Origin of the sequence: Flavobacterium galactosi (assembly GCF_048158585.1) — a bacterium.
GTDB lineage: Bacteria > Bacteroidota > Bacteroidia > Flavobacteriales > Flavobacteriaceae > Flavobacterium > Flavobacterium galactosi.
This window is the reverse complement of the sequence record NZ_JBLNKV010000011.1, coordinates 1-23119: the sequence shown is the minus strand read 5'-3', so window position 1 is coordinate 23119 and position 23119 is coordinate 1. Positions and strand designations below refer to the sequence as shown.

Annotated in this window: 19 protein-coding genes and 1 pseudogene; 8 read left to right on the top strand and 12 right to left on the bottom strand. The window is 34.3% G+C overall.

The annotated features are described in order from the left end of the window. Window positions 1-89 precede the first annotated feature (89 nt). The 4 genes from ACM55M_RS17190 to dnaN all read left to right on the top strand — a co-directional run bounded on the left by ACM55M_RS17190 (window position 90) and on the right by dnaN (window position 4095). Complete coding sequence (locus ACM55M_RS17190; protein WP_416858905.1) at window positions 90-386, top strand: putative quinol monooxygenase; 297 nt, start codon at window positions 90-92, stop codon at window positions 384-386. An 85-nt stretch (window positions 387-471) separates the two neighbouring features. Next, on the top strand, window positions 472-1197 hold the full coding sequence (gene gldF, locus ACM55M_RS17185) for a gliding motility-associated ABC transporter permease subunit GldF (protein WP_416858904.1): 726 nt from the start codon (window positions 472-474) through the stop codon (window positions 1195-1197). Further along, a complete protein-coding gene (gene gldG / locus ACM55M_RS17180; RefSeq protein WP_416858903.1) occupies window positions 1197-2873 on the top strand; it encodes a gliding motility-associated ABC transporter substrate-binding protein GldG in 1677 nt (558 codons plus the stop codon). The genes gldF and gldG overlap by 1 nt, the downstream gene beginning before the upstream one ends. Window positions 2874-2976: 103 nt before the next feature. Continuing rightward, entirely contained in the window at window positions 2977-4095 is a 1119-nt protein-coding gene (gene dnaN / locus ACM55M_RS17175; RefSeq protein WP_416858902.1) for a DNA polymerase III subunit beta, read from the top strand. A 254-nt stretch (window positions 4096-4349) separates the two neighbouring features. On the opposite strand, the gene ACM55M_RS17170 is transcribed toward dnaN, so the two are convergent. From ACM55M_RS17170 to ACM55M_RS17160, 3 genes are all read right to left on the bottom strand, one after another. Further along, window positions 4350-6122 (bottom strand): MutS-related protein, encoded by a 1773-nt coding sequence (locus tag ACM55M_RS17170; protein WP_416858901.1) that lies wholly within the window; start codon window positions 6120-6122, stop codon window positions 4350-4352. A gap of 128 nt (window positions 6123-6250) precedes the next feature. Continuing rightward, entirely contained in the window at window positions 6251-7084 is an 834-nt protein-coding gene (locus ACM55M_RS17165; protein ID WP_416858900.1) for a universal stress protein, read from the bottom strand. 171 nt (window positions 7085-7255) lie between these two features. Further along, window positions 7256-8086, bottom strand: a complete 831-nt coding sequence (locus ACM55M_RS17160; protein WP_416858899.1) for a universal stress protein — start codon at window positions 8084-8086, stop codon at window positions 7256-7258. A gap of 179 nt (window positions 8087-8265) precedes the next feature. Here ACM55M_RS17160 and mnmE point away from each other — a divergent pair, with 179 nt between their 5' ends. After that, window positions 8266-9654 (top strand): tRNA uridine-5-carboxymethylaminomethyl(34) synthesis GTPase MnmE, encoded by a 1389-nt coding sequence (gene mnmE, locus ACM55M_RS17155; protein ID WP_416858898.1) that lies wholly within the window; start codon window positions 8266-8268, stop codon window positions 9652-9654. A 142-nt stretch (window positions 9655-9796) separates the two neighbouring features. Here mnmE and ACM55M_RS17150 read toward each other — a convergent pair whose 3' ends face one another. Beyond that, complete coding sequence (locus ACM55M_RS17150; RefSeq protein ID WP_416858897.1) at window positions 9797-11695, bottom strand: DEAD/DEAH box helicase; 1899 nt, start codon at window positions 11693-11695, stop codon at window positions 9797-9799. Window positions 11696-11971: 276 nt separating this feature from the next. Between ACM55M_RS17150 and ACM55M_RS17145 the strand changes: the two genes are divergently transcribed. Together ACM55M_RS17145 and ACM55M_RS17140 are read left to right on the top strand one after the other, a co-directional pair. Continuing rightward, a complete protein-coding gene (locus ACM55M_RS17145; RefSeq protein WP_416858896.1) occupies window positions 11972-12130 on the top strand; it encodes a hypothetical protein in 159 nt (52 codons plus the stop codon). A gap of 146 nt (window positions 12131-12276) precedes the next feature. Further along, window positions 12277-12732: pseudogene (locus tag ACM55M_RS17140) on the top strand (DUF932 domain-containing protein); the annotation flags it as partial. A 278-nt stretch (window positions 12733-13010) separates the two neighbouring features. On the opposite strand, the gene ACM55M_RS17135 reads toward ACM55M_RS17140, so the two are convergent. The 8 genes from ACM55M_RS17135 to ACM55M_RS17100 form a co-directional block, all read right to left on the bottom strand. Continuing rightward, a complete protein-coding gene (locus ACM55M_RS17135; RefSeq protein ID WP_416858895.1) occupies window positions 13011-13976 on the bottom strand; it encodes an aldose epimerase family protein in 966 nt (321 codons plus the stop codon). 12 nt (window positions 13977-13988) lie between these two features. Further along, on the bottom strand, window positions 13989-14948 hold the full coding sequence (locus tag ACM55M_RS17130) for a transketolase family protein (RefSeq protein ID WP_416858894.1): 960 nt from the start codon (window positions 14946-14948) through the stop codon (window positions 13989-13991). Window positions 14949-14997: 49 nt separating this feature from the next. Beyond that, window positions 14998-15846 carry a transketolase gene (locus ACM55M_RS17125; protein WP_416858893.1) on the bottom strand — a complete coding sequence of 283 codons (849 nt, stop codon included), beginning with the start codon at window positions 15844-15846 and terminating at the stop codon, window positions 14998-15000. A 2-nt stretch (window positions 15847-15848) separates the two neighbouring features. Continuing rightward, window positions 15849-16502, bottom strand: coding sequence for a fructose-6-phosphate aldolase (gene fsa / locus ACM55M_RS17120; RefSeq protein WP_416858892.1), 654 nt, complete (start codon window positions 16500-16502; stop codon window positions 15849-15851). 117 nt (window positions 16503-16619) lie between these two features. After that, entirely contained in the window at window positions 16620-18308 is a 1689-nt protein-coding gene (locus tag ACM55M_RS17115; RefSeq protein WP_416858891.1) for a sodium/sugar symporter, read from the bottom strand. A gap of 122 nt (window positions 18309-18430) precedes the next feature. Next, window positions 18431-19756, bottom strand: coding sequence for a xylose isomerase (gene xylA / locus ACM55M_RS17110; protein WP_416858890.1), 1326 nt, complete (start codon window positions 19754-19756; stop codon window positions 18431-18433). Window positions 19757-19763: 7 nt separating this feature from the next. Beyond that, window positions 19764-21245, bottom strand: coding sequence for a xylulokinase (locus ACM55M_RS17105; protein WP_416858889.1), 1482 nt, complete (start codon window positions 21243-21245; stop codon window positions 19764-19766). A 10-nt stretch (window positions 21246-21255) separates the two neighbouring features. Continuing rightward, the gene (locus tag ACM55M_RS17100) at window positions 21256-22257 is read right to left on the bottom strand and encodes a GntR family transcriptional regulator (protein WP_416858888.1); all 1002 of its coding nucleotides are present in this window, start codon (window positions 22255-22257) and stop codon (window positions 21256-21258) included. Between the two features lie 362 nt (window positions 22258-22619). Between ACM55M_RS17100 and ACM55M_RS17095 the strand changes: the two genes are divergently transcribed. Next, window positions 22620-23033 (top strand): LacI family DNA-binding transcriptional regulator, encoded by a 414-nt coding sequence (locus tag ACM55M_RS17095; protein WP_416858887.1) that lies wholly within the window; start codon window positions 22620-22622, stop codon window positions 23031-23033. Window positions 23034-23119 lie beyond the last annotated feature (86 nt).

Sequence of the window (23119 nt, the reverse complement as noted above, 5' to 3'; positions counted from 1 at the left end):
GTAAAGAAAAATTTGCATCAAATCAAGAATTGCAATGATTTAAACCTATATCTGAAATCAAAAATCGTTAATCTCCAATCATAAATCAAATGTTTATACGAATTGTAAAATTGAGTTTTCACGAGGAAAATATTCCTGCTTTTTTAGAAAACTTCGAGTTAATGAAAGATAAAATACGAAATGCGCCGGGAAACCGTTTCTTAGAACTGTATCAGGATAAAAACAACAAAAGCATTTTCTTAACTTACAGCTATTGGGAAACCGAAGCGGATTTAGAAAATTATAGAAATTCTGAACTTTTTTATGATGTTTGGACATTCACCAAGAAATTATTCAACGACAAACCGGAAGCTTGGAGTGTGGATAAATTAGTAAGTTTAGAATAAAAAATAGTTTAAAGTTTAAGGTTTAAAGTTGTTGCATTGGAAACTTTAAACTTTAAACATTTAAAACCTTAAACAAAAACAAAAAATGAAATCAATAGTATTACGAGAAATAAAATCCTTTTTTGGTTCGCCCATTGGCTATTTGGTTATTGCCATTTTTCTAATTATCAACGGATTATTTCTTTGGGTTTTTGAAGGGGATTACAATATTTTAAATACTGGTTTTGCCGATTTGACTCCATTTTTCACATTAGCTCCTTGGATTCTAATCTTCCTGATTCCGGCCGTTACGATGCGCAGTTTTTCGGATGAAAAAAAACAAGGAACATTAGAATTATTGCTAACAAAACCTTTGAGTATTTGGCAAATTGTAAACGGGAAATTTCTTGGAGCCTTGCTTTTAATAGTAATGGCAATTATCCCAACTTTTATTTACGTAAAAGTGATTTCCAGTTTAGGAATGCCGGAAGGAAATATTAATATGGGAAGCACTATTGGTTCCTATTTTGGATTATTATTCCTGATTGCAGGCTATTCTTCTATTGGAATCTTTACTTCTACCCTTTCGGATAACCAAATTGTAGCGTTTATTGTTGCGGTTTTTTTATGCTTTTTTCTGTACTTCGGATTTGAAGGTCTGGCTACAGTTACACCAACTATTTCAAACTTTATTTCGGCTTTAGGAATGCAAGATCATTACAAAAGCATGAGCCGAGGTGTAATAGACACTCGAGATATTATCTATTTTGTAAGCATTACAGTCGCATTTCTTTCGTTTACTGTTTATAATCTAAAATCTCTTAAATCGTAATGATACTCCTTAAAAACAAAAACCTATTGTTTATAATTGCTATTTTACTACTTGTAAATGGTATTGGAAATTCATTTTTCCATCGTTTTGATTTAACCAAAGATAAAAGATATACCCTTTCGGCTACTTCGTTGAATATTATCAAACAAGTAAAAAATCCTTTGTCCATAAAAGTCTATATGCAAAGCGATTTACCAGCTGAATTTAAACGATTACAACTAGAAACCAGACAATTACTGGAAGAATTTCAGGCATACAACAAGAATATTATTTTCGAATTTGTAAATCCATTGGAAAACAAAGACGAAAGTATGGATAACATAAAAGAGTTGTATCGCAAAGGACTCACTCCAATAAATATAACGGTTGACGACAAAGGAAAACAATCCCAAGCAATGGTTTTTCCTTGGGCAATTGCTGTTTACAACAATAAAGAAGTTAATATTCCTTTGTTGAAAAACAGAATGGGCGCTTCCACAACCCAAAAAGTTATTGGTTCCGTACAACATCTGGAATATTCAATTGCTGATGCCTTGAATAAAATTACCAAAGAGAAACAAAAGACAATCGCTGTAATAAAAGGAAATGGCGAGCTTCAAGATGTATTAATGGCTAAGTTTCTGATGCAAGTAAGAGAAAGTTATCATATTGGTCCATTTACTTTAGATTCAGTTGCAAAAAATCCATTAGGAAGTTTAGAAGCTTTAGAAAAATACGATTTGGCAGTTATTGCTAAACCAACAGAAACTTTTTCGGAGGAAGAGAAACAAGTTTTAGATCAATACATTATCAACGGTGGAAAAACATTATGGCTTGTAGATCAAGTAGCTGTTGAGATGGACAGTTTATACAATTCTGCTGGTGCTACTTTAGCGTATCCACGAGATTTGAATTTGAATGATATGTTCTTCAAATACGGCATTCGAATCAATCCAGATATTATAAAAGACGAACGTGGAAGTCCCATAAAACTGGCTACCGGAGAACAAGGAAGTGCTACTCAATTTCAAGAATTTAACTGGAAATTTGCACCTCAGGTTTATCCTAACAATCCGCATCCAATTGTGAAAAATTTAGGCGGAATCCGGTTTGATTTTGCTAATCCTATCGATACGTTGAAAAACGGAATTAAGAAAACGATTCTGCTACAATCCTCACAATATTCGAAAAAAATAGGCACTCCAACAGAAGTGAATTTGAATAGTGTTACCGAGGAAACTTCGCCTACTGAATACCTGAATAAAGGGAATATTTCACTTTCCGTTTTATTGGAAGGTTCGTTTCATTCGATGTTTGAAAATCGAGTTTTGCCATTTGACCAAAAAACATTTGAAACCAAAGGAAAAGACAATAAAATGATTGTGATTTCTGATGGAGATTTGATTAAAAATCAATTGGATAAAAATTTTCAACCGCTAGAATTAGGTTACGATCAAAGATCTGGAAATTTGTATGACAATAAAGATTTTCTCATAAATTGTGTCAATTACCTATTGGATGACAACGGACTTATTAACATTCGAAGTAAGGATCTTGATTTGCCATTATTGGATAAAGAAAAAGTTTATGAAAACTATAGTGCTACGCAATTCATAACTATCGGGCTTCCAATTCTAATTTTGCTGCTTTTTGGTGTGGTGTTTACTTTCCTTCGAAAAAGAAAATACAGCAAGTAGATGTTAATAAAAAAGTTTCCAAACTAGAATTGTTTACGATATATTTGTAAAATGTATCGTATTTTAAATATGGAGAAATACGTTAAAAAATAAAATAAAACAGATGAAATTTATAGTATCGAGTTCGTACTTATTGAAACAATTACAAGTTTTAGGTAACGTTATCAACAGTAGTAATACTTTGCCTATTTTAGATAACTTTCTATTTGATTTAGATCACAATGTGCTAACAGTTTCTGCATCCGATTTAGAGACTACAATGTCTGCTACTTTAGGAATTGATTCGGAGAGCAAAGGAAGTGTTGCTGTTCCGGCAAAGTTACTTTTGGAAATCCTTAAAACATTTCCTGAACAACCATTAACTTTTACAGTTGAAGAAAACAGTACGATTGAAATCAGTTCTAATTCCGGAAAATATGCTTTGGCTTATGCTCCTGGTGCTGAATTTCCTAAATCTGTAAATTTAGACGATCCTTCGGTAACGCTTGTTCCTGCTGATGTTTTGGCAACAGCCATAAGCAAAACAATATTCGCTGCAGGAAATGATGATTTACGTCCGGTAATGTCTGGTGTATTTTTTCAGTTTTCTCCACAAGGATTGACATTTGTTGCCACTGATGCGCACAAATTAGTAAAATATGCCCGTACCGATGTAATGGCTTCGCAAGTTGCTGATTTTATCATGCCAAAGAAACCTTTGAACATCTTAAAAAATATTCTTTCGACTTCAGATGCTGAAGTAAAAATTGAGTATAACGATTCAAATGCTACTTTTTCTTTCGATAATTATGTATTAATGTGTCGTTTGATTGATGGAAAATATCCAAATTACGAAGCGGTAATCCCAAAAGAAAATCCAAATAAATTAATGATTGACCGTTCTCTATTTTTGAGTTCTGTTCGTCGTGTAGCCATTTTTTCGAATAAAACTACACACCAGATTCGTTTGAAAATCGCTGGTGCAGAGTTGAATGTTTCTGCCGAAGATATCGATTACTCCAATAAAGCGGAAGAAAGATTGACTTGTGATTATCAAGGTGATGATATACAGATAGGGTATAATTCTCGTTTCTTAACTGAAATGTTGACTAACCTACAATCTGATATGATTATGCTTGAAATGTCATTACCAAACAGAGCCGGAATCCTTACCCCTGTTGATGGATTAGAAGAAGGAGAAACTGTTACCATGCTTGTGATGCCGGTAATGCTAAACAGTTAACATTATATTTTGATTTTGTTATATTTAGATTTTTAAAATTCAAATATAATACTTACCATTGTATAACAAATATGCTATTAACCAAACCATTTTTATATTTAAAAAACCGCAACTTCTTTTGAAATTGCGGTTTTTTGTTTTCTTCCGGCCCACCCTATATTTTTGTCATTCCGACGAAAGAGGAATTTCTTAACTTGTGATTCCTCCTTCGTTGGAATGACAACATCGAGAAAAGATTGAAATCTAATAATACTCTAAATCACTCCCATTTTTTTCATCAGGAACGTAGCGCTTCTATTTTTACAAATGCCGTCACGTAATTTATAATCGAAATGTAGCTCATTATTGACAATCTCCACTTCAAAACATTTGTTGGTAAGTATCTTTGGATAATTATTGGTAGTCAGACAAACTTCGATATCATGCGTTGCAATGGCTCCAATTGCTTTTTTACCAATTACTTTTTTAACTACTTCTATCGTTCCATTGCGTTTATCATCTGAATTGGTTCCGCGTAATATTTCATCTAGTAATACAAAAGCAGGTCTGTTTTCCAATTCGTCCATAATTTGCTTTAAGCGCTTGATCTCCGCAAAGAAATACGATTCACTATCTGATAACGAATCAGACAACCGCATGGAAACTAAAACGGGTAACGGATGCACATTAGCCTTACTGGCACAAACCGGCGAACCCATTCCTGTCAATACCATATTGATTCCCAAACTTCTTAAAAACGTACTTTTCCCAGACATATTAGAACCGGTCAAAATCATAAAGGATTCCGGATGAAAACTCACGGTATTCCCCACCCTAGTTTTTTCATTTAATAAAGGATGGCTTAAATTGGAGAAATCAATTTCAAAATTGGTATTCAATGTTGGATACACAAAATCAGGATTGTTATAGGAAAGATTTGCTAAACTGTTCAACATCTCAAATTCGCCAATTACTTCTAGCCAATCTTCCAGTACTTCGGTATGATCTTTTTTCCATTGAATCAATCCTTTTAAAACATGAAAATTAAATAAAAAAGTTCCATTGAATAATAATCCCGTCACAAAATTCCCAATGGTGTCCATATTAGAAAAGAATGAAGCCAATTGTTTCAAATGAATGCTGGCATTTTCTTTTTTGAAGGTTAGTTTTTGTTGCAAATCGATTAGTTTTTCGGACTGAAAAGATTCATTCTCGATTTTTTGTATCAATAAACCATATTGATTAATGATTTTATCAATGTTGGATGCATTTGCAATTTCAATTTGAATTCGTTTAAAAAATTTGCCTAAAAAACCCAAATTAAAAACAAATAGAATTGATAATAGCGATAAAAACGCTGAATTTGATGTGATTAAATAACCCACAACTGTCCCAAGAAAGAGAACTGGTGCAATAAAAGAAACTATTATACTCGTTTTAGTCAACGGAGTACTTTCGAATTTATTCCATTGCAATAAAGCTTCATAACTGGATTTATTATCGTTGCTTACCTTGGCTAAAGCCAAAAACTCCTGACGCCAATCTAATTTTCCGGATAATTCTTTTATGGCTTTATGATTTCTAATAATCCCCGCATTTGGCAAAAGCGTTAGAAGTTGGTTCGCCAATGTTTTTTTACCAATAAATGTGGCCGTTCTATTCAGATTTTGGCATATAGAATGCTCCCCAAAAATATCCAAATCATACGCGTAAGGATGATGAAAATCATTGAATTCCTGTCCGTTTTCAAATGGAATAGTTTTTCTTTCCAAATAGGATATTTCATTTTCATTAATATCTAATAGCGCCTGTTTGATTTGTTTTTGAAAAACCAACTTGGAATGAAAACGCATCAAAATTATAAATAATCCGAAAAAGAACACAGCCAAAGCGATAAAAAGAGCTTCGCTCGTTTTAATATAATAATACATGGACACCAAAAAAAATACAATAGTAAAAAGCCTGAAAATGCTGATACTATTGTATTTTTTATTGATTGTAATTAATTCTGCCGAAAAGCGTGTCTTTTTTGCTTTGTATACTTCCATAATTCAAATTGATGAACTACAAATATAGTGCTTACTACAACAAATAATCTGCTGGAACATTAGAATACTCAACTATAAATATCCGACAAATGACATTATTTATACAACTATTAAATTTTAAGACTTCTTTAATCAATATGGATGGCCAAAATTGGTATATCAAAATTAGTTGCTACTTTTTTAGTAAAACTTGGTTTAAATAACCCTTCAAAAAAACCTCTTTTGTAGGTAAGCATTGTTAACAGATCGATGTCTTTATATAAAACAAAGTCTAAAATAGTTTCCTTTATTTCATCACTGGTTACCACAAAAAATTCAATTCGTTTTTCCATAAACTCTGTTTCCCATTCTTCTATTGTATCTTTTGAAACATCTGAATCACTGGTTCTTACATAAAGACATTTTACTTTAGCTTTTGTCTTTTCTGCGATATCCAATATGGTTTTAAGTGCTTTTTTATCTTTATTTCTAAAACGTGTTGTAAATCCAATAGTTTCAATTTTTTTGAATTTAGCCTCCAATGGAACACATAACATAGGAACATCAATCCCTATGATGGCAGAACCAGCATTACTTCCCACAAAAAAAGCTTCCCATCCAGTAACCCCGGAAGTACCCATCACAACAAAATCTATTTTATCTTCTTTAATTGCTCTTTTAATATTAAAAAGCAAATCACCGTCCATAAGCCTATGACTCATCTTAATTTTATCGAGATTCCGTTCTTCAGCTATAGCGCGAAGCTTTGGAATCTCCTCTTTAAACATATCAAATTGGGATAACTCCAATGAATCATAGATGACTGCATAATTTTCAGGAAAAAACTGATTATCAAATACAGGTAATTCAAACGTGTGCAGTAAAATGAGTTCACCCTGAACTATTTTTGCAAATTCTAAAGCATGCACAAAGGCATTATCGGCCACTTCAGAAAAATCTGTTGGGAATAGAATTCTTTTCATTATCTATAAGTATTAAAATGATTCATTTATCAAAGCTAATTACAACAATTAACTTTCAATATGATAATTATCAGGTATTTATAATCTAAAAGCAAAAAAAAACACTTCTAATCAAACTCTTAATATAAACGCATATTAAAACTTTATATTCTAATAGAGTTCAAATTAATTTCATTCATGAATAGCGAGAATAGGTACATTGACATGAAAAGCTAATTTTTTGGAAAGACTAATTTTAAATAGTTTTTCAAAGAAATTTTTATGATAGACATGCATTGCAATCATATTTATTTTATGCAATTCAATAAAATTCAAAATAATTCCTTCCACATCATTTCCAGTTATAGAATGTAACAAAATGTCCTGGTTTTTAATGATTTGACTCCATTCTTCCATAGCGTCATTTTTGTTTCCATGATTGGAAGTTTGTACGCGCAAACAATCAATGTGTGCCTGAAAAAATTTGGACAATATGATTATCCTTTTCAAAGACTCAATATCTTCGGTTCTAAATTGAGTGACAAAAAGTATTTTTTTTATGGGTTGATATTGGCAATGTTCCGGTATCGCCAAGACAGTAGTTTTGACATCATTCATAACTTTGGTTGCAACCGTACCCAAAAAAGTTTCTTTTAATCCAGTGGCGCCTTTAGTTCCCATAACCACAAAATCAATAGCATCTTCCTTAGTCATTTTTTGGATTTCATGAATTAAATTACCCAAAATCAAAACATGGCTTATTTTTATATACTCTAAATTATTATTTTCGGCAATGCTTCTTAAAACGGGAACTTCGTCTTTGTAATTCTCAAAATTACTCAACTCAGTAACATCATAAACTTCATGTAAATATTCCGAAATATTAATATAATTGGCCTGTGGCAACTGATAAACATGCAACGTAATAATCTCAGCATTTATGAAATCTGCTAATTTTAATGCGTAAATAAATGCATTATTAGAAACATCTGAAAAATCGGTCGGAAATAGAATTTTCTTCATGATACCTATTAATTAATTGTTAGCCAATTATCTACATAAAATTACAACAAAAAAATAAATTAATTAGGGTAATTATTGGATAGTCTTATTTTTAACTAGAAATAAAGTTAATGGTTTTATAATGGAATCTTGTTGCTTTACATGTTTTACTTACTTTTGCATAAAATTGAAATAAAAATATGATACCTCACGATTCTATAGTGGCACTGGCAACTCCTTCGGGAGCCGGAGCGATAGCCGTAATTCGAATTTCTGGCGAAGATGCCATAATTATTGGTAATTCTGTTTTTCGATCCATTAAAAATAAAAATTTATTACAGCAAAAAACCCATACGTTACATTTAGGCCATATCATTGATGATACCAAAACATTGGATGAAGTCTTAGTCTCCATTTTTAAAGGTCCAAACTCCTATACAGGCGAAAACACTATCGAAATTTCCTGTCACGGCTCTACTTATATCCAACAGCAAATTATTCAGTTACTGCTTCGAAAAGGTTGCCGTATGGCAAATGCGGGAGAATTTACATTACGAGCATTCCTAAACGGGAAACTGGATTTATCTCAAGCAGAAGCTGTTGCCGATTTGATTTCAAGTGATAATGAAGCATCCCATCAAATTGCGATGCAGCAAATGCGTGGTGGATTCTCTAATGAAATTGCCAAACTACGTGAAGAACTGTTGAATTTTGCTTCCCTAATTGAACTAGAACTCGACTTTGCCGAAGAAGATGTTGAATTTGCCGACAGAACCCAATTTCACGAATTATTGAATAGAATTGAATTTGTCCTCAAACGTTTAATCGATTCGTTTGCAGTGGGAAATGTCATTAAAAACGGAATTCCCGTGGCAATTGTGGGTGAACCCAACGTGGGGAAATCGACACTTTTGAATGCTTTGTTGAATGAAGAACGCGCCATCGTTTCTGAAATAGCTGGAACTACGCGTGATACTATTGAAGATGAATTAGTGATTGGCGGAATAGGATTTCGATTCATAGACACTGCAGGAATTCGGGAAACCGAAGATGTGGTGGAAAGCATCGGAATCCGGAAAACATTCGAAAAAATTGAACAAGCACAAGTTGTCGTTTTTCTTTTTGACAGTTCGGAGTTTAAAGTTTCAGGTTTAAAGTTGAAAGTGGAACTGGAGAAAATTAAAAATCAGTTTCCATTGAAGCCCCTAGTTATTATTGGTAACAAAGCCGACAAATTAGAAGAAAATGAAATCCAAAATCTAAAAGCTGAAATTCCTGAAATCTTACTTATTTCTGCTAAAGAAAAACTAGGAGTTGAGGATTTAAAAAATCAATTACTTTCGTTTGTGAATACCGGAGCTTTACGAAATAATGAAACAATAGTAACGAACACAAGGCATTACGATTCCTTACTAAAAGCTTTAGACGAGATACAGAAAGTGAAATTTGGCCTTGAAACCAACTTGTCCTCTGATTTGATGGCATTGGATATTAAAGAAGCGTTGTACCAATTTGGGATGATTACCGGACAGGTTACGAACGACGAATTGCTGGGTAATATTTTTGCTAATTTCTGCATTGGAAAGTAGGCACTTAAAAATATCATAAAAGGTGTTAATTTCATCACAAATTAATACCTTTTTTCTTATAATTTACTTAAAAAACTACACTTCTTAACCGTATTTTGTACCTGAATTGTACCTCAAAACAAAAAAAATGCTTTAACAATTCTTAAGGTTTCCACTTATATCTTAAAGATACAATTGCCTGACCACAAACTTCAAACAAGTCATTCAATCGTGAACCTGAAGCTTCTTTAGAATACTTACAATGTATTAGCTCAAAACGAATTAGCTCCACATGATGAAAAATTGCTACTATATCGGCAGACTCTCCAGAATTATCATCATTGAAAACTATTTTCGCACCCTGATCCACCAAGCGCTTCATCATGTATTTTTGAACCGATCTATCATGCCTTTCACCTTTTTTATACATTGATTCTACAGTGTATTTCACATCTTCCCACTGTAAGACTTCAATTCGTTCAGTAGGTATTTGCAAGGAGGGAGAAATATTATAATTTGTATGAATACAACCCGAAATTGTACATTCATTTAGTAAAAACATAGTCGGAGGATTTTGTTCAAAGATTTTTTTTAATGATAGTAGCTCATTCTTTAAACCATCGATAAAAACTTTAGAATCATCTAAATCTTCTACAGTATGCCCTTTTTCTCCTCCTAGAACTATTGCAAAATTGATTACCTGATCAGGTAAATTAAGTGTAAAACTAGATTTATTATTCTTTACGTCCATATTTTTTAGAAAACACTCAGCCAGCAAGATACTTCCAGTAGAAGTTTCTAAACTTATCTTATGAATTTTATCATAAAGCTCCTCTGACCAATCACATGCTAAGACAATCAAGTTTTCAGGATATTTATCAATTTGTGTTTTCTCAGCTGAATCTTCTAACAATTGATTAGAATCAATAGTCTCATCTGTAATTAACTTGCCTATATTTAGGCACCATTCCTTCCATTGTTTTAAATCACCAATTCTAGCAGGGCTCCAAATCTTTCCTTTTACTGACGCACCTACACTTACCGGAAATCCATCCCGGAATCCTATGCCAACGAAATCAGACTTTTGACATCTATTACCCTTTTTCCATTTCGAAAGCTCAGTTGTAACATCAGCTCCACTTAATCTGGAATATCTGTGTAAATGATTTGCCGGTTTAAAAATGCCAGCATGTACAATGCTTAATCTTTTAATCGAATCAAATGATCTAAATACACAGTCACCATTCAAAGCAACAGGCTGTTTACTTGTAATACAATCAACCAGTTCTTCAACGTACAGCAATTTTTCTGAATAACCAATATATAGTAATGTAGATATTTTATCATAATGCATAACAATCAAATTCCACGTTTGATCACGCATTTTATCAGTTCTAGCCCATTTTACTTTTTCTCTTTTCTGGGTCGTAAAATAGAAAACATTTTCTTCTTTGTTATAATATGGTTGCGTAATTGCGTATTTATTAAGATTAAATGCATCTTTAAATTTACTCCAATCAACCTCCTCTGCTTTATAACATACACAACTTAAAGCAGGATATACAAGTTTTGGGTTAAGTTCTGTATCAGGAGAATCGAATCCTGAATATGGCTTGCATCCCTGCAAAAAAGATAAAAGAGACTCTGCGTGAGCTTTCCTTGCATCGGCAATTTCACTTATAACATCTTCACAACCAGAACCTTCTTGCAGTAAATTTTCTAACTCAACCGAGAGATTTTCCTCTGCAAAATTAACTATGAAAGATGCATCTCCAAGTCCATCCTGAGTTCTTGTAAATCTTCCAATAAATTGCAATAATACAGCAAGGGATTTATGGAGTTTATGAACAGCGGCAATCTTAAAATCTGGAAAATCAAATCCTTCTTTTAACATATCAACACAAATGACAATGTCATAGGACCCATTCTTTATATCATCAATTATTTTTTTTCGCTCTTTGGTTTTTGAATGTACTACAACTATCTTTTCATCAGGAAACCATTTTTTATAATTCCTAAATAATTGTTCGGCATTTGGAGCAGTTTCAGTACGAACCATCATTTTATGTCTTGTCCATCCTTTCTCCCTATCCTGAATGAGTTTTGCTACTGCTGCTTCAGCAATTGCTCTATCTTTCTTTTTAGGATGTCTTTCATCTACTGAAATTAAAGAAATTTTAGAAAAACATTTGTCTTTTAAAGCCCTAGCAAATGAATAATTATAAACAACTTTTCCTTCGATTGGTCTACGATCATTCCTATATGGAGTTGCCGTAAACTGAACTATTTTAGATTCCTTAAACAGAACTTTTATTTGCTTCCATTCACTTGCCTCAATATGATGAGCTTCATCGACAATGACAGCTATAAGCCTAAAGGAAGTACCGAAGTAATAGAAGTTACAACCTACATCAATTGTTCGTATTGGCTCAATTCAAAAACAGCACAGTGGCTAAGAAAAGTGCAATCGTACAATTGTCTGGACGCATCGGCTTAAATGTGTACAGCAACACCGAAGGCAAAGCAACGGGTAGCCTTACGTTTCACATTAACAGCCTTAAAATTTTAGCTTTTGCTAAAAGAAGAGAACAAATAGAAAATAATGGAGCATCTCACTCAGCAAAACAAGGACAACACCCAGAAATGGCAGACAATATAAATTACAACATACAGACAGAGAAACACAGTTTTTTCAGCGTAAAAGAAAAAGCATGGCACAATTTAGGACAAATTATTCAAGACTACCCTACTAGTGCCGAGGCTATCAAACATGCAGGACTCGATTATAAAGTAGAAAAGCGAAAACTGTTTACTCCAAGCTCCGAGGAAATAAGCGTTGAAGGAGAAACTATTTGCAATAAAATTGAAGTGCCTAATTACTTCGTAACATCCGCACAGACAACGATGCTGTATTGGGTGTCGTGGGTAAAGACTAGCAAATCGTACAAAACAGGGATGCTTTTTCTTTTTTTGACAGCATCGTATCCGAATTATCTGTGCCAATACCCTTAATGCGGCAATGTACAGAAAACCAATACCGTCCGTATCCGACACACCTCCAACGCCAAACAGCGTTTGGAACAAGCGCACAAAATATTAAATAATCCATTTCAAACACAAATCAGTATATTAAAAATCAATACATTACCATTTATTTTTACAAACAACACAATTAGAATTCAGTAGTCATTTCAAATTGGAATGTGGTGGTCAATATGACTGGAATTTGCACTTCTCTTTATATCGGTAAGATTGTCTTTACTAAAAACATATCCCTACTTTAATATAATAATTTATTTTTTAGTGTATCACTTTATCTTGAGCGAAACAATTCAAATAAAAAACAAAACAACAAAATGGGAATAATTTTCATTCTACTATTGAAAATTCAAAAACAATTTTATTACTATACATTTCATTTGGGAAAAGTACAGAATTTGGAAAATGATCATTATTGGGAGCATCGGGAAAATTTTGAGGTTCAAAGCAAATCGCTGGGAATTCTGGGAATTCAACCTTATTTTTAAATGGCAGTTCTGGGAATTTTTTTGGAGTATACACTCCATTGCTGGCTGACTGCAATAGACATTCATAGCAATCCCAGTCTCATTTGATGACAATGTAGCTTTTAAATGTTCTTTGTTTAAAATAAATGTATCATCAAACCCAACAAAATTATCCTTATTAATTTTGGACTTTTTAGTATAATCAAAAACAGTGTTTTTTGAATCTTTAATCTTTCCAGTTGGCAGTAACTGTTCGTCAACTTCCAAATGCTGGTTACTGTTCATCCACAATTCATGCTCCAAAACAGAAGCAGTTGCATTGAGATTAAAATAGGGATGACATGTTAAATTTACAGGCGTAGGAGCATCTGTTGTCGCCGAATAACTTACAATTAAGCAGTTATTCTCCGTTATTTCAAACAAAGCCTCTACTTCCAATTCTCCAGGATATCCTTCTTCTAAATGTGTACTTACATAAGTTAATAATATTGATTCTGGAGTTCGTTTTTTCAAATTCCAGAATTTTTTATCAAAACCATTACCTCCATGGAGATGTACTCCATTATCATGCTTTATGGGATATGATTTCCCTTCCACTTGAAACTTTCCATTGGAAATTCGTCCTGCATAACGGCCTATTGAAGACCCCAAAAACAAAGGAATATCAATATAAGGAGGAGACAAATAATCTTCGGCTCTTTCTAATCCTACAACGACACTGGTAACTGAATTGTTTTTATTGGGCACTTTCAAACTCATAAGAGTTGCCCCAAAATTAGAAACTTCCAGTTCCATCCCGTTTGTGTTCTTGATTACAAAAACTTCTAATTTATCCATAGTTTGAAGGTCTTACTTTTGTTTTCTTTGTATTACTTTTTGCACTGCTTTTACAATTGCTTCGGCGTTGAGTTCGTATTTTTCCATCAACTGTGCCGGAGTACCGCTTTCTCCAAAAGTATCTTTAGTCGCAATATATTCTTGTGGAGTAGGTTGATTTAAGGATAATAATCCTGCAATGCTTTCTCCAAGTCCGCCTAAATAATTATGCTCTTCACATGTCACAATACAACCCGTTTTCGCTACCGATTTTAAAATAGCTTTATCGTCTAATGGTTTAATCGTATGAATATTGATGATTTCGGCATCAATTCCTAACTTTTCAAGTGCTTCGCCGGCCAAAATAGCTTCCCAAACCAAATGTCCAGTTGCTATAATAGTCACATCGGCACCTTCATTAATCATAACTGCTTTTCCTATTTCAAATTTTTGATCTGCCGGTGTAAAAACAGGAATGACAGGACGACCAAAACGTAAATAAACAGGACCCTCATAATCTGCAATGGCAATGGTAGCTGCTTTAGTCTGATTGTAATCACAAGTATTGATTACAGTCATTCCCGGTAGCATTTTCATTAGTCCGATATCTTCCAAGATTTGGTGAGTAGCCCCATCTTCTCCCAAAGTCAAACCGGCATGTGATGCACATATTTTTACATTTTTATCCGAGTAGGCTATTGATTGACGTATTTGATCATACACTCTACCTGTGGAGAAGTTGGCAAAAGTTCCCGTAAAAGGAATTTTCCCGCCAATAGTCATACCTGCAGCGATACACATCATATTAGCTTCGGCAATTCCTACCTGAACAAAACGTTCTGGGTTTTCTTCTATAAATTTTTCCATTTTGAGTGAGCCGATAAGATCCGCACACAGAGCCACTACATTAGGATTGGTACGTCCTAATTCGGCCAGACCTGCTCCAAAACCACTTCTGGTATCTTTTTGTTCTGTATATGTATATTTTTTCATTTTCTAAATTAAAAAGGTGAATGGATTGCCACTGAAATCTGAAATCTGATTAGTAATCGCTTTGTCCTCCAGTATTGTAATTTTGACCCAAAGCATTTTCTAACTGTTCATCGTTAGGCGCTTTTCCATGCCAAGCATGCGTGTGCATCATAAAATCAACTCCGTGTCCCATAATAGTGTGAAGCAATACACAAACTGGTTTTCCTTTTCCGGTTCTTGACTTTGCTTCTTTCATTCCATGAATGACTGCTTCGAGATTATTTCCTTCCTTAATTTCAACAACATCCCAATCAAATGCTTCAAATTTGGCTTTCAAACTACCCATATTCAAAACCTTATCCGTAGGACCATCTATCTGTTGCCCGTTGAAATCGATAGTAGCGATGTAATTGTCTATATTTTTTGCAGAAGCAAACATAATGGCTTCCCAGTTTTGACCTTCCTGTAATTCACCGTCTCCGTGTAAACTATACACTAAATTAGTGTCTTTATTGAGTTTTTTTGTCAATGCCGTTCCAATCGCAACCGACATTCCTTGTCCCAATGAACCCGAAGCTATCCGAATACCTTCTAATCCTTCATGAGTAGTTGGATGCCCTTGCAGTCTTGAATTCAATAATCTAAAACTGTTTAACTCTTCAACTGGAAAATATCCTTTTCTAGCCAAAACACTATAGAATACAGGCGAAATATGACCGTTAGACAAGAAGAAAACATCTTCATTAAGTCCATTCATGTCAAAACCGTCTTTCAATTCCATTATTTCATTATACAAAGTCACCATAAACTCTGTACAACCCAAAGATCCTCCAGGGTGACCCGAGTTTACTTTGTGAACCATTCTCAAAATATCCCTTCTGGTTTGGAATACTATATCTTGTAATTTACTAATTTCCATATTTAATTTCCTTTTTGGTAATCGGCTAAAAACTGTGCTAATCCGCTATCGGTCAATGGGTGTTTCAACAATCCCGTAATTGATGATAAAGGACCTGTCATTACATCCGATCCTATTTTGGCACAATTAATAACATGCATGGTATTACGAACAGAAGCTGATAAAATTTGGGTTTCAAAATCATAATTATCGTACACCTGTCTGATTTCGGCAATCAATCCCATACCATCGGTACAAATATCATCCAGTCTTCCTAAAAATGGAGACACATAAGTCGCACCCGCTTTGGCTGCCAACAATGCTTGTCCTACAGAAAAAACTAAGGTTAAATTGGTCCTGATCCCTTTATCCGAGAAGTACTTACATGCTTTAATACCCGCGGCAATCATTGGTAATTTAACAACAATTTGTGGATGCAAAGACGCCAATTCTTCTCCTTGACGTACCATTCCTTCATAATCTGTAGCAATCACCTCAGCGGAAACATCCCCATCAACAATGTCGCAAATTGCTACATAATGCTTCAAAATATTGTCCGAACCAGTAATTCCTTCTTTGGCCATCAACGAGGGATTAGTTGTTACACCATCCAATACTCCTAAGGCTTGTGCCTCTGCAATTTCACTTAAATTTGCTGTATCTATAAAAAATTTCATTGTCTTTTATTTTATTTTTTTCCTTATTTAAAAAGGAATTAATTATTTCTTTTAACTCAACCTACTTGCAATATCTTGCTAAAAATCAATAAGTTGAAAAATTATTTTTTAGATATTCTACCAAAAAATTGAATACAAGGCTACAAGCACTCCACAAATAATCATTGCGCCTACTGCAAAACCATTACTAACTTTAAACATATTAGAATCAACCTCAAGTCCCTTTACTTTAAGACCTTTCTTGGCATCATATAAGCTGATAACAATCATTAGCAAAACACAGATTGCGAAAACAAATCCCATTCTGTCCAAAAATGGAATTTCATAGGCCATTGTTTTGTCTTTTTGCTCCACCAATGTCGCGAATCCCGTGCTGCTCAAGAATTCTAAATTCATAAAATTAGGTAGGAATTTAAATATCACCGACAATACAAACCCACCAATAGTGGCAAACATCGCTGCGTTTGAGCTCGTTTTTTTCCAAAAGAATCCTAGAATAAACATGGCAAAAATCCCCGGACTTACAAATCCGGTGTATTCTTGTATGAATTCAAATCCTCCTTTTTTGTCAATTCCTAATAGGGGAGCAATAATAATCGCTATAAGCATCGCTACCACAACCGTAATTTTCCCTACTTGTACCATTTTCCTTTCACTTGCACCTAGGTTAATTTTTTTCTTGAAGATATCTAAGGTAAAAATGGTAGAAATACTATTTACTTTTCCAGCTAACGAAGCTACTACAGCAGCCGTCAAAGCAGCAAAAGACAACCCTTTTAATCCCACAGGTAGTAAATTCAATAATACAGGATACGATCTGTCTGGGTTTATGATTCCATCAGGACCCAACATTTCGGTTTGCAAACCACCTTTTGTGTAAATTACATAGGCTGCAATTCCTGGTAGAACCACGATTACCGGCATCAATAATTTCAAGAATGCCGCAAACAAAATACCACTTCTCGCCGTCTTTAAATCGGCTCCTAAAGCTCTTTGCGTGATGTATTGATTACATCCCCAATAATTTAAATTCACGATCCACATCCCTCCAAATAGAACCGTTAGTCCCGGCAAACTTGGAAAATTAGCATCTTCTTTTTTAAATATCATATGAAAATGGTCTCCTGATTGATTCAACATATAATTAAAACCTTCGACCATACCGTGCTGTCCGTTTAATTCAGCTACTTTGTCTAACGCTAAATATGTGGTCACTAATCCTCCAAATATTAAAAACACCACCTGAACTACATCTGTATATCCAATTACTTTCATTCCACCTAATGCAATTATAATCGCAAAGAATGCTAATCCATACATGCATAAATTAATTTCAATTCCTGAAATTCCATTAATGGCCAGAGCTCCCAAATAAAGGATGGAAGTTAAATTCACTATTACATAAAGCAACAACCAAAAAACAGCCATAATCATTGCCACGTTCCCATTGTATCTTTGGCTCAAAAATTGGGGCATCGTATAAATCTTGTTCTTTAAATAAACTGGAATAAAGAATACGGCCACGATAATTAAAGTTAGGGCCGCCATCCATTCGTAGGTTGCAATTGCCAATCCCATCTTGAAGCCATTACCTGACATGGCAATAAATTGTTCTGATGAAATATTAGAAGCAATCAATGAAGTCCCAATTGCCCACCAAGTCAAGGATCCCTCTGCCAAAAAGTAATCATGGGATGCCGATATTGACTTTGTTTTTTTGTGTATGTAAACGGAATATCCATATACAGAAACGATCAAAAAATAGACCAGAAAGACTAGGTAATCTGCTAATTGCAAAGTGTTCATAGAAAAAAATTGGTTTAAGATTAGTTAAAATATTGTGATTCAAAAAAAACAAGGGATCAGAAAGCTATTAACTATACTATTAATGTTCCCGACACCTTGTTTTTAAACTAATTCAAAATATATTAAATGTATTGATTAATGATATTTTCGAATAATTCTTGTTTACCACTTTGTAGTGAAAGCTCTCCGTTTTCTTGAGCAATTTTGTATAAAGCTTGCAAATCCAGTTTTCCTGCTTCAAAAGCTTTTCCATTTCCAGAATCAAAAGAACTATAACGTTGTGTTCGTAATTTATCATAAGGAGAAGAAGTGATAATTTTATCAGCTGTCAATAAAGCTCTTGCAAAAGTATCCGCACCGCCAATGTGAGCTAAGAATACATCTTCCATATCCGTAGAGTTTCTTCTGATTTTAGCATCAAAATTCACACCGCCACCTTGAAGTCCACCTGCTTTAAGGAAAACTAACATAGCCTCAGTAACTTCTTGAATATTATTAGGAAACTGATCTGTATCCCAACCATTTTGGTAATCCCCTCTGTTAGCATCCAAACTTCCTAACATACCCGCTTTTGCAGCCACTTCAATTTCATGTTGAAAAGTGTGTTGTGCCAATGTAGCGTGATTTACCTCGATGTTCATTTTGAAATCTTTCTCTAAGCCATACTCGCGTAAAAATCCGATAGCAGTCGCACAGTCAAAATCATACTGATGTTTCATAGGCTCCATTGGTTTTGGCTCAATAAAGAAAGTCCCTTTAAATCCTTGTGCTCTTGCATAATCTCTGGCCTGAATTAGGAATTGTCCCATGTGGTCTAATTCTCTTCCCATATCCGTGTTCAATAAAGTCATATAGCCTTCACGGCCACCCCAAAATACGTAGTTTTCTCCCTCTAATGCAATTGTAGCGTCCAAAGCCAGTTTTACTTGACCTCCTGCTCTTGCCAATATATTAAAATCTGGGTTGGTAGCCGCACCATTCATGTATCTAGGATTCGAAAAACAATTGGCAGTTCCCCAAAGTAATTTGATTCCAGATGTAGCTTTTTTCTCTTTTAAATATTCAGTAATCGCTGCCAATCTTCTTTCAGACTCAGCAAATGTTGGTCCTTCCTGAATCAAATCATAGTCGTGAAAACAGAAATAATCAAATCCCATTTTGCTGATAAATTCAAATGCTGCATCGGCTTTGTCTTTTGCTGCCTGAATTGGGTCATTAGATTGATCCCAAGCAAAATTTTGAGTTCCGGGACCAAACGGATCAGACCCTTGACCACAGAAAGTATGCCAATAAGCAATTGAAAATCTAAAGTGCTCACGCATCGTTTTTCCAGCTACAATTTGGTCAGGATTGTAATATTTGAATGCTAATGGATTATCTGAATCCTTTCCTTCGAATTGGATTTGACCAATTCCTTTGTAATACTCTTTATTTCCTAAAACTATCATCTTGTAATTATTTATTTGTTATTATTTCTAATTCTTTTTTCCAATTATTATATGCTTCAACATAAGGTTCGCAGTTTTGCAATGGCATATACGTCATGACATGGTCATTTTTCATAATGTTTTTACCAAATTTTTCATAATCGCCATCTACCAATCCAACGGCTCTTGCAGCCCCAACAGAACCTGTGGTATTGTAAATTTCTATTTCGTGTCCGATTAATGTCGCTACAGTGTTAGAGAAAATTTCGGAGCGAAACAAATTGTCGTTTCCGGCACGAATCACCTTGATCTCGGCATTGTCGTTCTTTAAAATTTCCATTCCATAAACAAATGAAAATGCGATGCCTTCCAGTGCAGCTCTGTATAAATGTCCATGGCTGTGTTTGTTGAAATTCAGATTTAAAATATGGCTATCAACATTTTTATTGTTCAACATACGCTCTGCTCCATTTCCAAAAGGAATTACAACAACTCCATCTGAACCTACAGAAATTTTTGAAGCTTTTCTGTTCATGTTTTCATATGAATCCACGACGCTGTGATTACGCAACCATCGGTATTGAATTCCCGCCCCGTTGATGCACAACAACTTTCCTATCGTTTGATTTTCATTGGTATAATTTACGTGCACAAAACTGTTTATTCTCGAAGTTTCTTTGGATTTTAATTGATCGGTAACGGCATAAATCACTCCCGAAGTTCCACCAGTTGCAGCAACTTCTCCCGGTTTCAAAATATTTAACGACAAAGCATTATTGGGTTGGTCACCAGCTCTGTAAACTACGGGAATACCAACAGGAAGCCCTGTTTCCTTGGAACCTTGATCGTGTAATTCTCCCTGATTGGTAAAATTTTCGACAATTGTCGGTGTCAACGACTGGTCTACTCCATAATAATCCAACAACCAATTGGCCACTTTATTTTCTTTATAATCCCAAAGCATTCCTTCGGACAAACCATTTTTGGTCGTGGTCATTGCTCCCGTTAGTTTGTAGGCAATGAAATCTCCCGGCAACATAAATTTATGAATTTTTTCATAAATCTCCGGTTCATTTTCTTTTACCCATTTCAATTTAGAAGCCGTGAAATTACCCGGCGAATTCAACAAATGTTCTGAGCATTTTTGCTCCCCGATTTCTGCAAAGGCTTTGTCTCCAATTTCTATGGCTCGACTGTCACACCAAATGATGGAGTTGCGCAAGGATTTCCCTTCTTTGTCGACCACAACCAATCCGTGCATTTGATACGAAATACCAATGCCTGTGATTTTTGAAGCATCGATATTAGCTTCCTTGATGGCTCTTTTTGTGCCAACACAAATGTGTTGCCACCAAATCTCTGGATCTTGTTCTGCCCAATCTTTGTGGTACGCAATTATTGCCATTTCGTCCTGTGGCTCATGGAGGGTAATTATTTTTTCCCCTGTAGCCGCTTCAACCAAGGCTACTTTGACCGAAGAACTTCCTATATCATATCCTATATAATACATAAATTTATTTTTATAATGATTCTCTTATTATTAATTTGGTTGGCACATAGCACTGCATGGGCTCGTCTTTGGTCACAAATTCGGCTCCTTTGGTTCCCAATTCCTTGAAATCTGTCGTAACTACCGAAATTCCTTTGTAAATGAATTTTTTCATCGGGGTTTCGTTGTAGGACAAGAAACCCACATCCACTCCAGGTTCAAAATCCTTTTCTCGACATTGCTCCAAAAATATGCCAAGCATCCTGTCGCTTACTCCTATATAGGCTTTGTTTTTTTTGATGTCGAATTCTTTTGGATCGGTAATAATGCTGTGCTCAAATCCAAATTCCTTGCAAAATTTCTTAAAAAAAGTAATGGTCTCCATTGGGTGATTGGTAAAACCAGGATACAAGAAATCTATTGATTTATATTTTTTAAACAAGTCGACGGCTTCTATCAAGCATTCGTAAAAAGCTTTTCCAAAATCCTGGAAAACATAATTGTTCTTTGGTTTGGAATGGATATTCCAGTCAATCAACAATAGTTTTTCATTGGAAATATTATTCAAGACCGAAGTCACTTCTTTATGGTCAAAATTCATCACCACGTATTTATAATACTTGCCAACACTGTTGTTGATGATGGTTTTGAAATTGTCTATGTTGTAATGGTGAAATTGCACGTCTGTGATGATATTGTCGGGCAAATTATTCACGAAGGAATGATACAAAACCTCTTTATAGGCCTTGAAAGTATCCAAAACCAAAAGCACTTTTCGGGTTTCGCCTGCCACATAGTACCCTTTATTGGGCACTGACTCTATGACTCTTTGGTCTTTCAAAATAGAATAGGCCTTGAAAACAGTATCTCTCGAGAGTTTGTTTTCTTTGCAAATACTGTTCACCGAGGGCAGCAAATCACCCTTGCTTAAAAGATTTTTTGCAATGGCATTATTGATGGAATTTACCAATTGTTGGTACTTTGGTATATCGCTTTCGTGATTAATACTAAATGCAAAATTCTTTTCGTTCATAATTAGCGTACTGTTCTGTTCCGGTATGCTAAAGTAATTATATTTTTTGATAAAAAAAGTTTTAAAACCAAAAATTTTATTTTTTTTACATCAAAATGTTTATATTTATTTCAAAACAAACATTGTTTATCAGACGTTTACTTAGGATAAAAGATTAAAAAACTCTTTAACATAAACATAACCCCCTATTTCATTTACCAAATAAAACAAACCATAATTTAACTACAATAAATTAAATTAATAAATACATCGGTTTGCCTGAAATAAATACTATTTAAATCACTCTCAACAGGGTAAATCAGCATAAGAATAAAGTATTACAAAAAACAGTACATTTGTAACTCAATCTCTTTTTTATTTTTATGGAAGGAAACAAAGATATTACTATCTATGACATTGCTAAAAAGCTAAATCTTGCGACCTCAACAATTTCAAGAGCGTTAAAAGATCATCCAACAATTAGTACTAAAACGATAAAAAAAGTAAAGAAGACGGCTGAAGAAATGGGATATGTACCCAATACTTTGGCGGCAGGTTTACGAGGTAATAAAACTAACACCATTGGAGTTTTGATACCGACAGTTACCCAACCTTTTCTTTCTTCATTGATTAGCGGTATAGAAATAGCAGCCCAAAAGTCTGGATATAATGTAATTATTATGCAATCTCATGACTCCTATGAAGAGGAAGTGAGTATGGCGAAATCATTGTATGGAAGTAGGGTTAGTGGCATTATTTGCTCATTGGTGCAAATTCCAGTGATATTGACCACCTGATTCCAATTTAAAGTGACCACCTGATTCCAATTCAAAATGACCACCTAATTCCGGAGCAAAATGACCACCTCCATTTTTTATTAAAA

Bases quoted from the DNA above. Each gene is read 5' to 3' on its own strand.
- ACM55M_RS17190 (WP_416858905.1), top strand. From the start codon at position 90: ATGTTTATACGAATTGTAAAATTGAGTTTTCACGAGGAAAATATTCCT.
- gldF (WP_416858904.1), top strand. From the start codon at position 472: ATGAAATCAATAGTATTACGAGAAATAAAATCCTTTTTTGGTTCGCCC.
- gldG (WP_416858903.1), top strand. From the start codon at position 1,197: ATGATACTCCTTAAAAACAAAAACCTATTGTTTATAATTGCTATTTTA.
- dnaN (WP_416858902.1), top strand. From the start codon at position 2,977: ATGAAATTTATAGTATCGAGTTCGTACTTATTGAAACAATTACAAGTT.
- ACM55M_RS17170 (WP_416858901.1), bottom strand. From the start codon at position 6,122: ATGGAAGTATACAAAGCAAAAAAGACACGCTTTTCGGCAGAATTAATT.
- ACM55M_RS17165 (WP_416858900.1), bottom strand. From the start codon at position 7,084: ATGAAAAGAATTCTATTCCCAACAGATTTTTCTGAAGTGGCCGATAAT.
- ACM55M_RS17160 (WP_416858899.1), bottom strand. From the start codon at position 8,086: ATGAAGAAAATTCTATTTCCGACCGATTTTTCAGATGTTTCTAATAAT.
- mnmE (WP_416858898.1), top strand. From the start codon at position 8,266: ATGATACCTCACGATTCTATAGTGGCACTGGCAACTCCTTCGGGAGCC.
- ACM55M_RS17150 (WP_416858897.1), bottom strand. From the start codon at position 11,695: ATGATGGTTCGTACTGAAACTGCTCCAAATGCCGAACAATTATTTAGG.
- ACM55M_RS17145 (WP_416858896.1), top strand. From the start codon at position 11,972: ATGATGAGCTTCATCGACAATGACAGCTATAAGCCTAAAGGAAGTACC.
- ACM55M_RS17135 (WP_416858895.1), bottom strand. From the start codon at position 13,976: ATGGATAAATTAGAAGTTTTTGTAATCAAGAACACAAACGGGATGGAA.
- ACM55M_RS17130 (WP_416858894.1), bottom strand. From the start codon at position 14,948: ATGAAAAAATATACATATACAGAACAAAAAGATACCAGAAGTGGTTTT.
- ACM55M_RS17125 (WP_416858893.1), bottom strand. From the start codon at position 15,846: ATGGAAATTAGTAAATTACAAGATATAGTATTCCAAACCAGAAGGGAT.
- fsa (WP_416858892.1), bottom strand. From the start codon at position 16,502: ATGAAATTTTTTATAGATACAGCAAATTTAAGTGAAATTGCAGAGGCA.
- ACM55M_RS17115 (WP_416858891.1), bottom strand. From the start codon at position 18,308: ATGAACACTTTGCAATTAGCAGATTACCTAGTCTTTCTGGTCTATTTT.
- xylA (WP_416858890.1), bottom strand. From the start codon at position 19,756: ATGATAGTTTTAGGAAATAAAGAGTATTACAAAGGAATTGGTCAAATC.
- ACM55M_RS17105 (WP_416858889.1), bottom strand. From the start codon at position 21,245: ATGTATTATATAGGATATGATATAGGAAGTTCTTCGGTCAAAGTAGCC.
- ACM55M_RS17100 (WP_416858888.1), bottom strand. From the start codon at position 22,257: ATGAACGAAAAGAATTTTGCATTTAGTATTAATCACGAAAGCGATATA.
- ACM55M_RS17095 (WP_416858887.1), top strand. From the start codon at position 22,620: ATGGAAGGAAACAAAGATATTACTATCTATGACATTGCTAAAAAGCTA.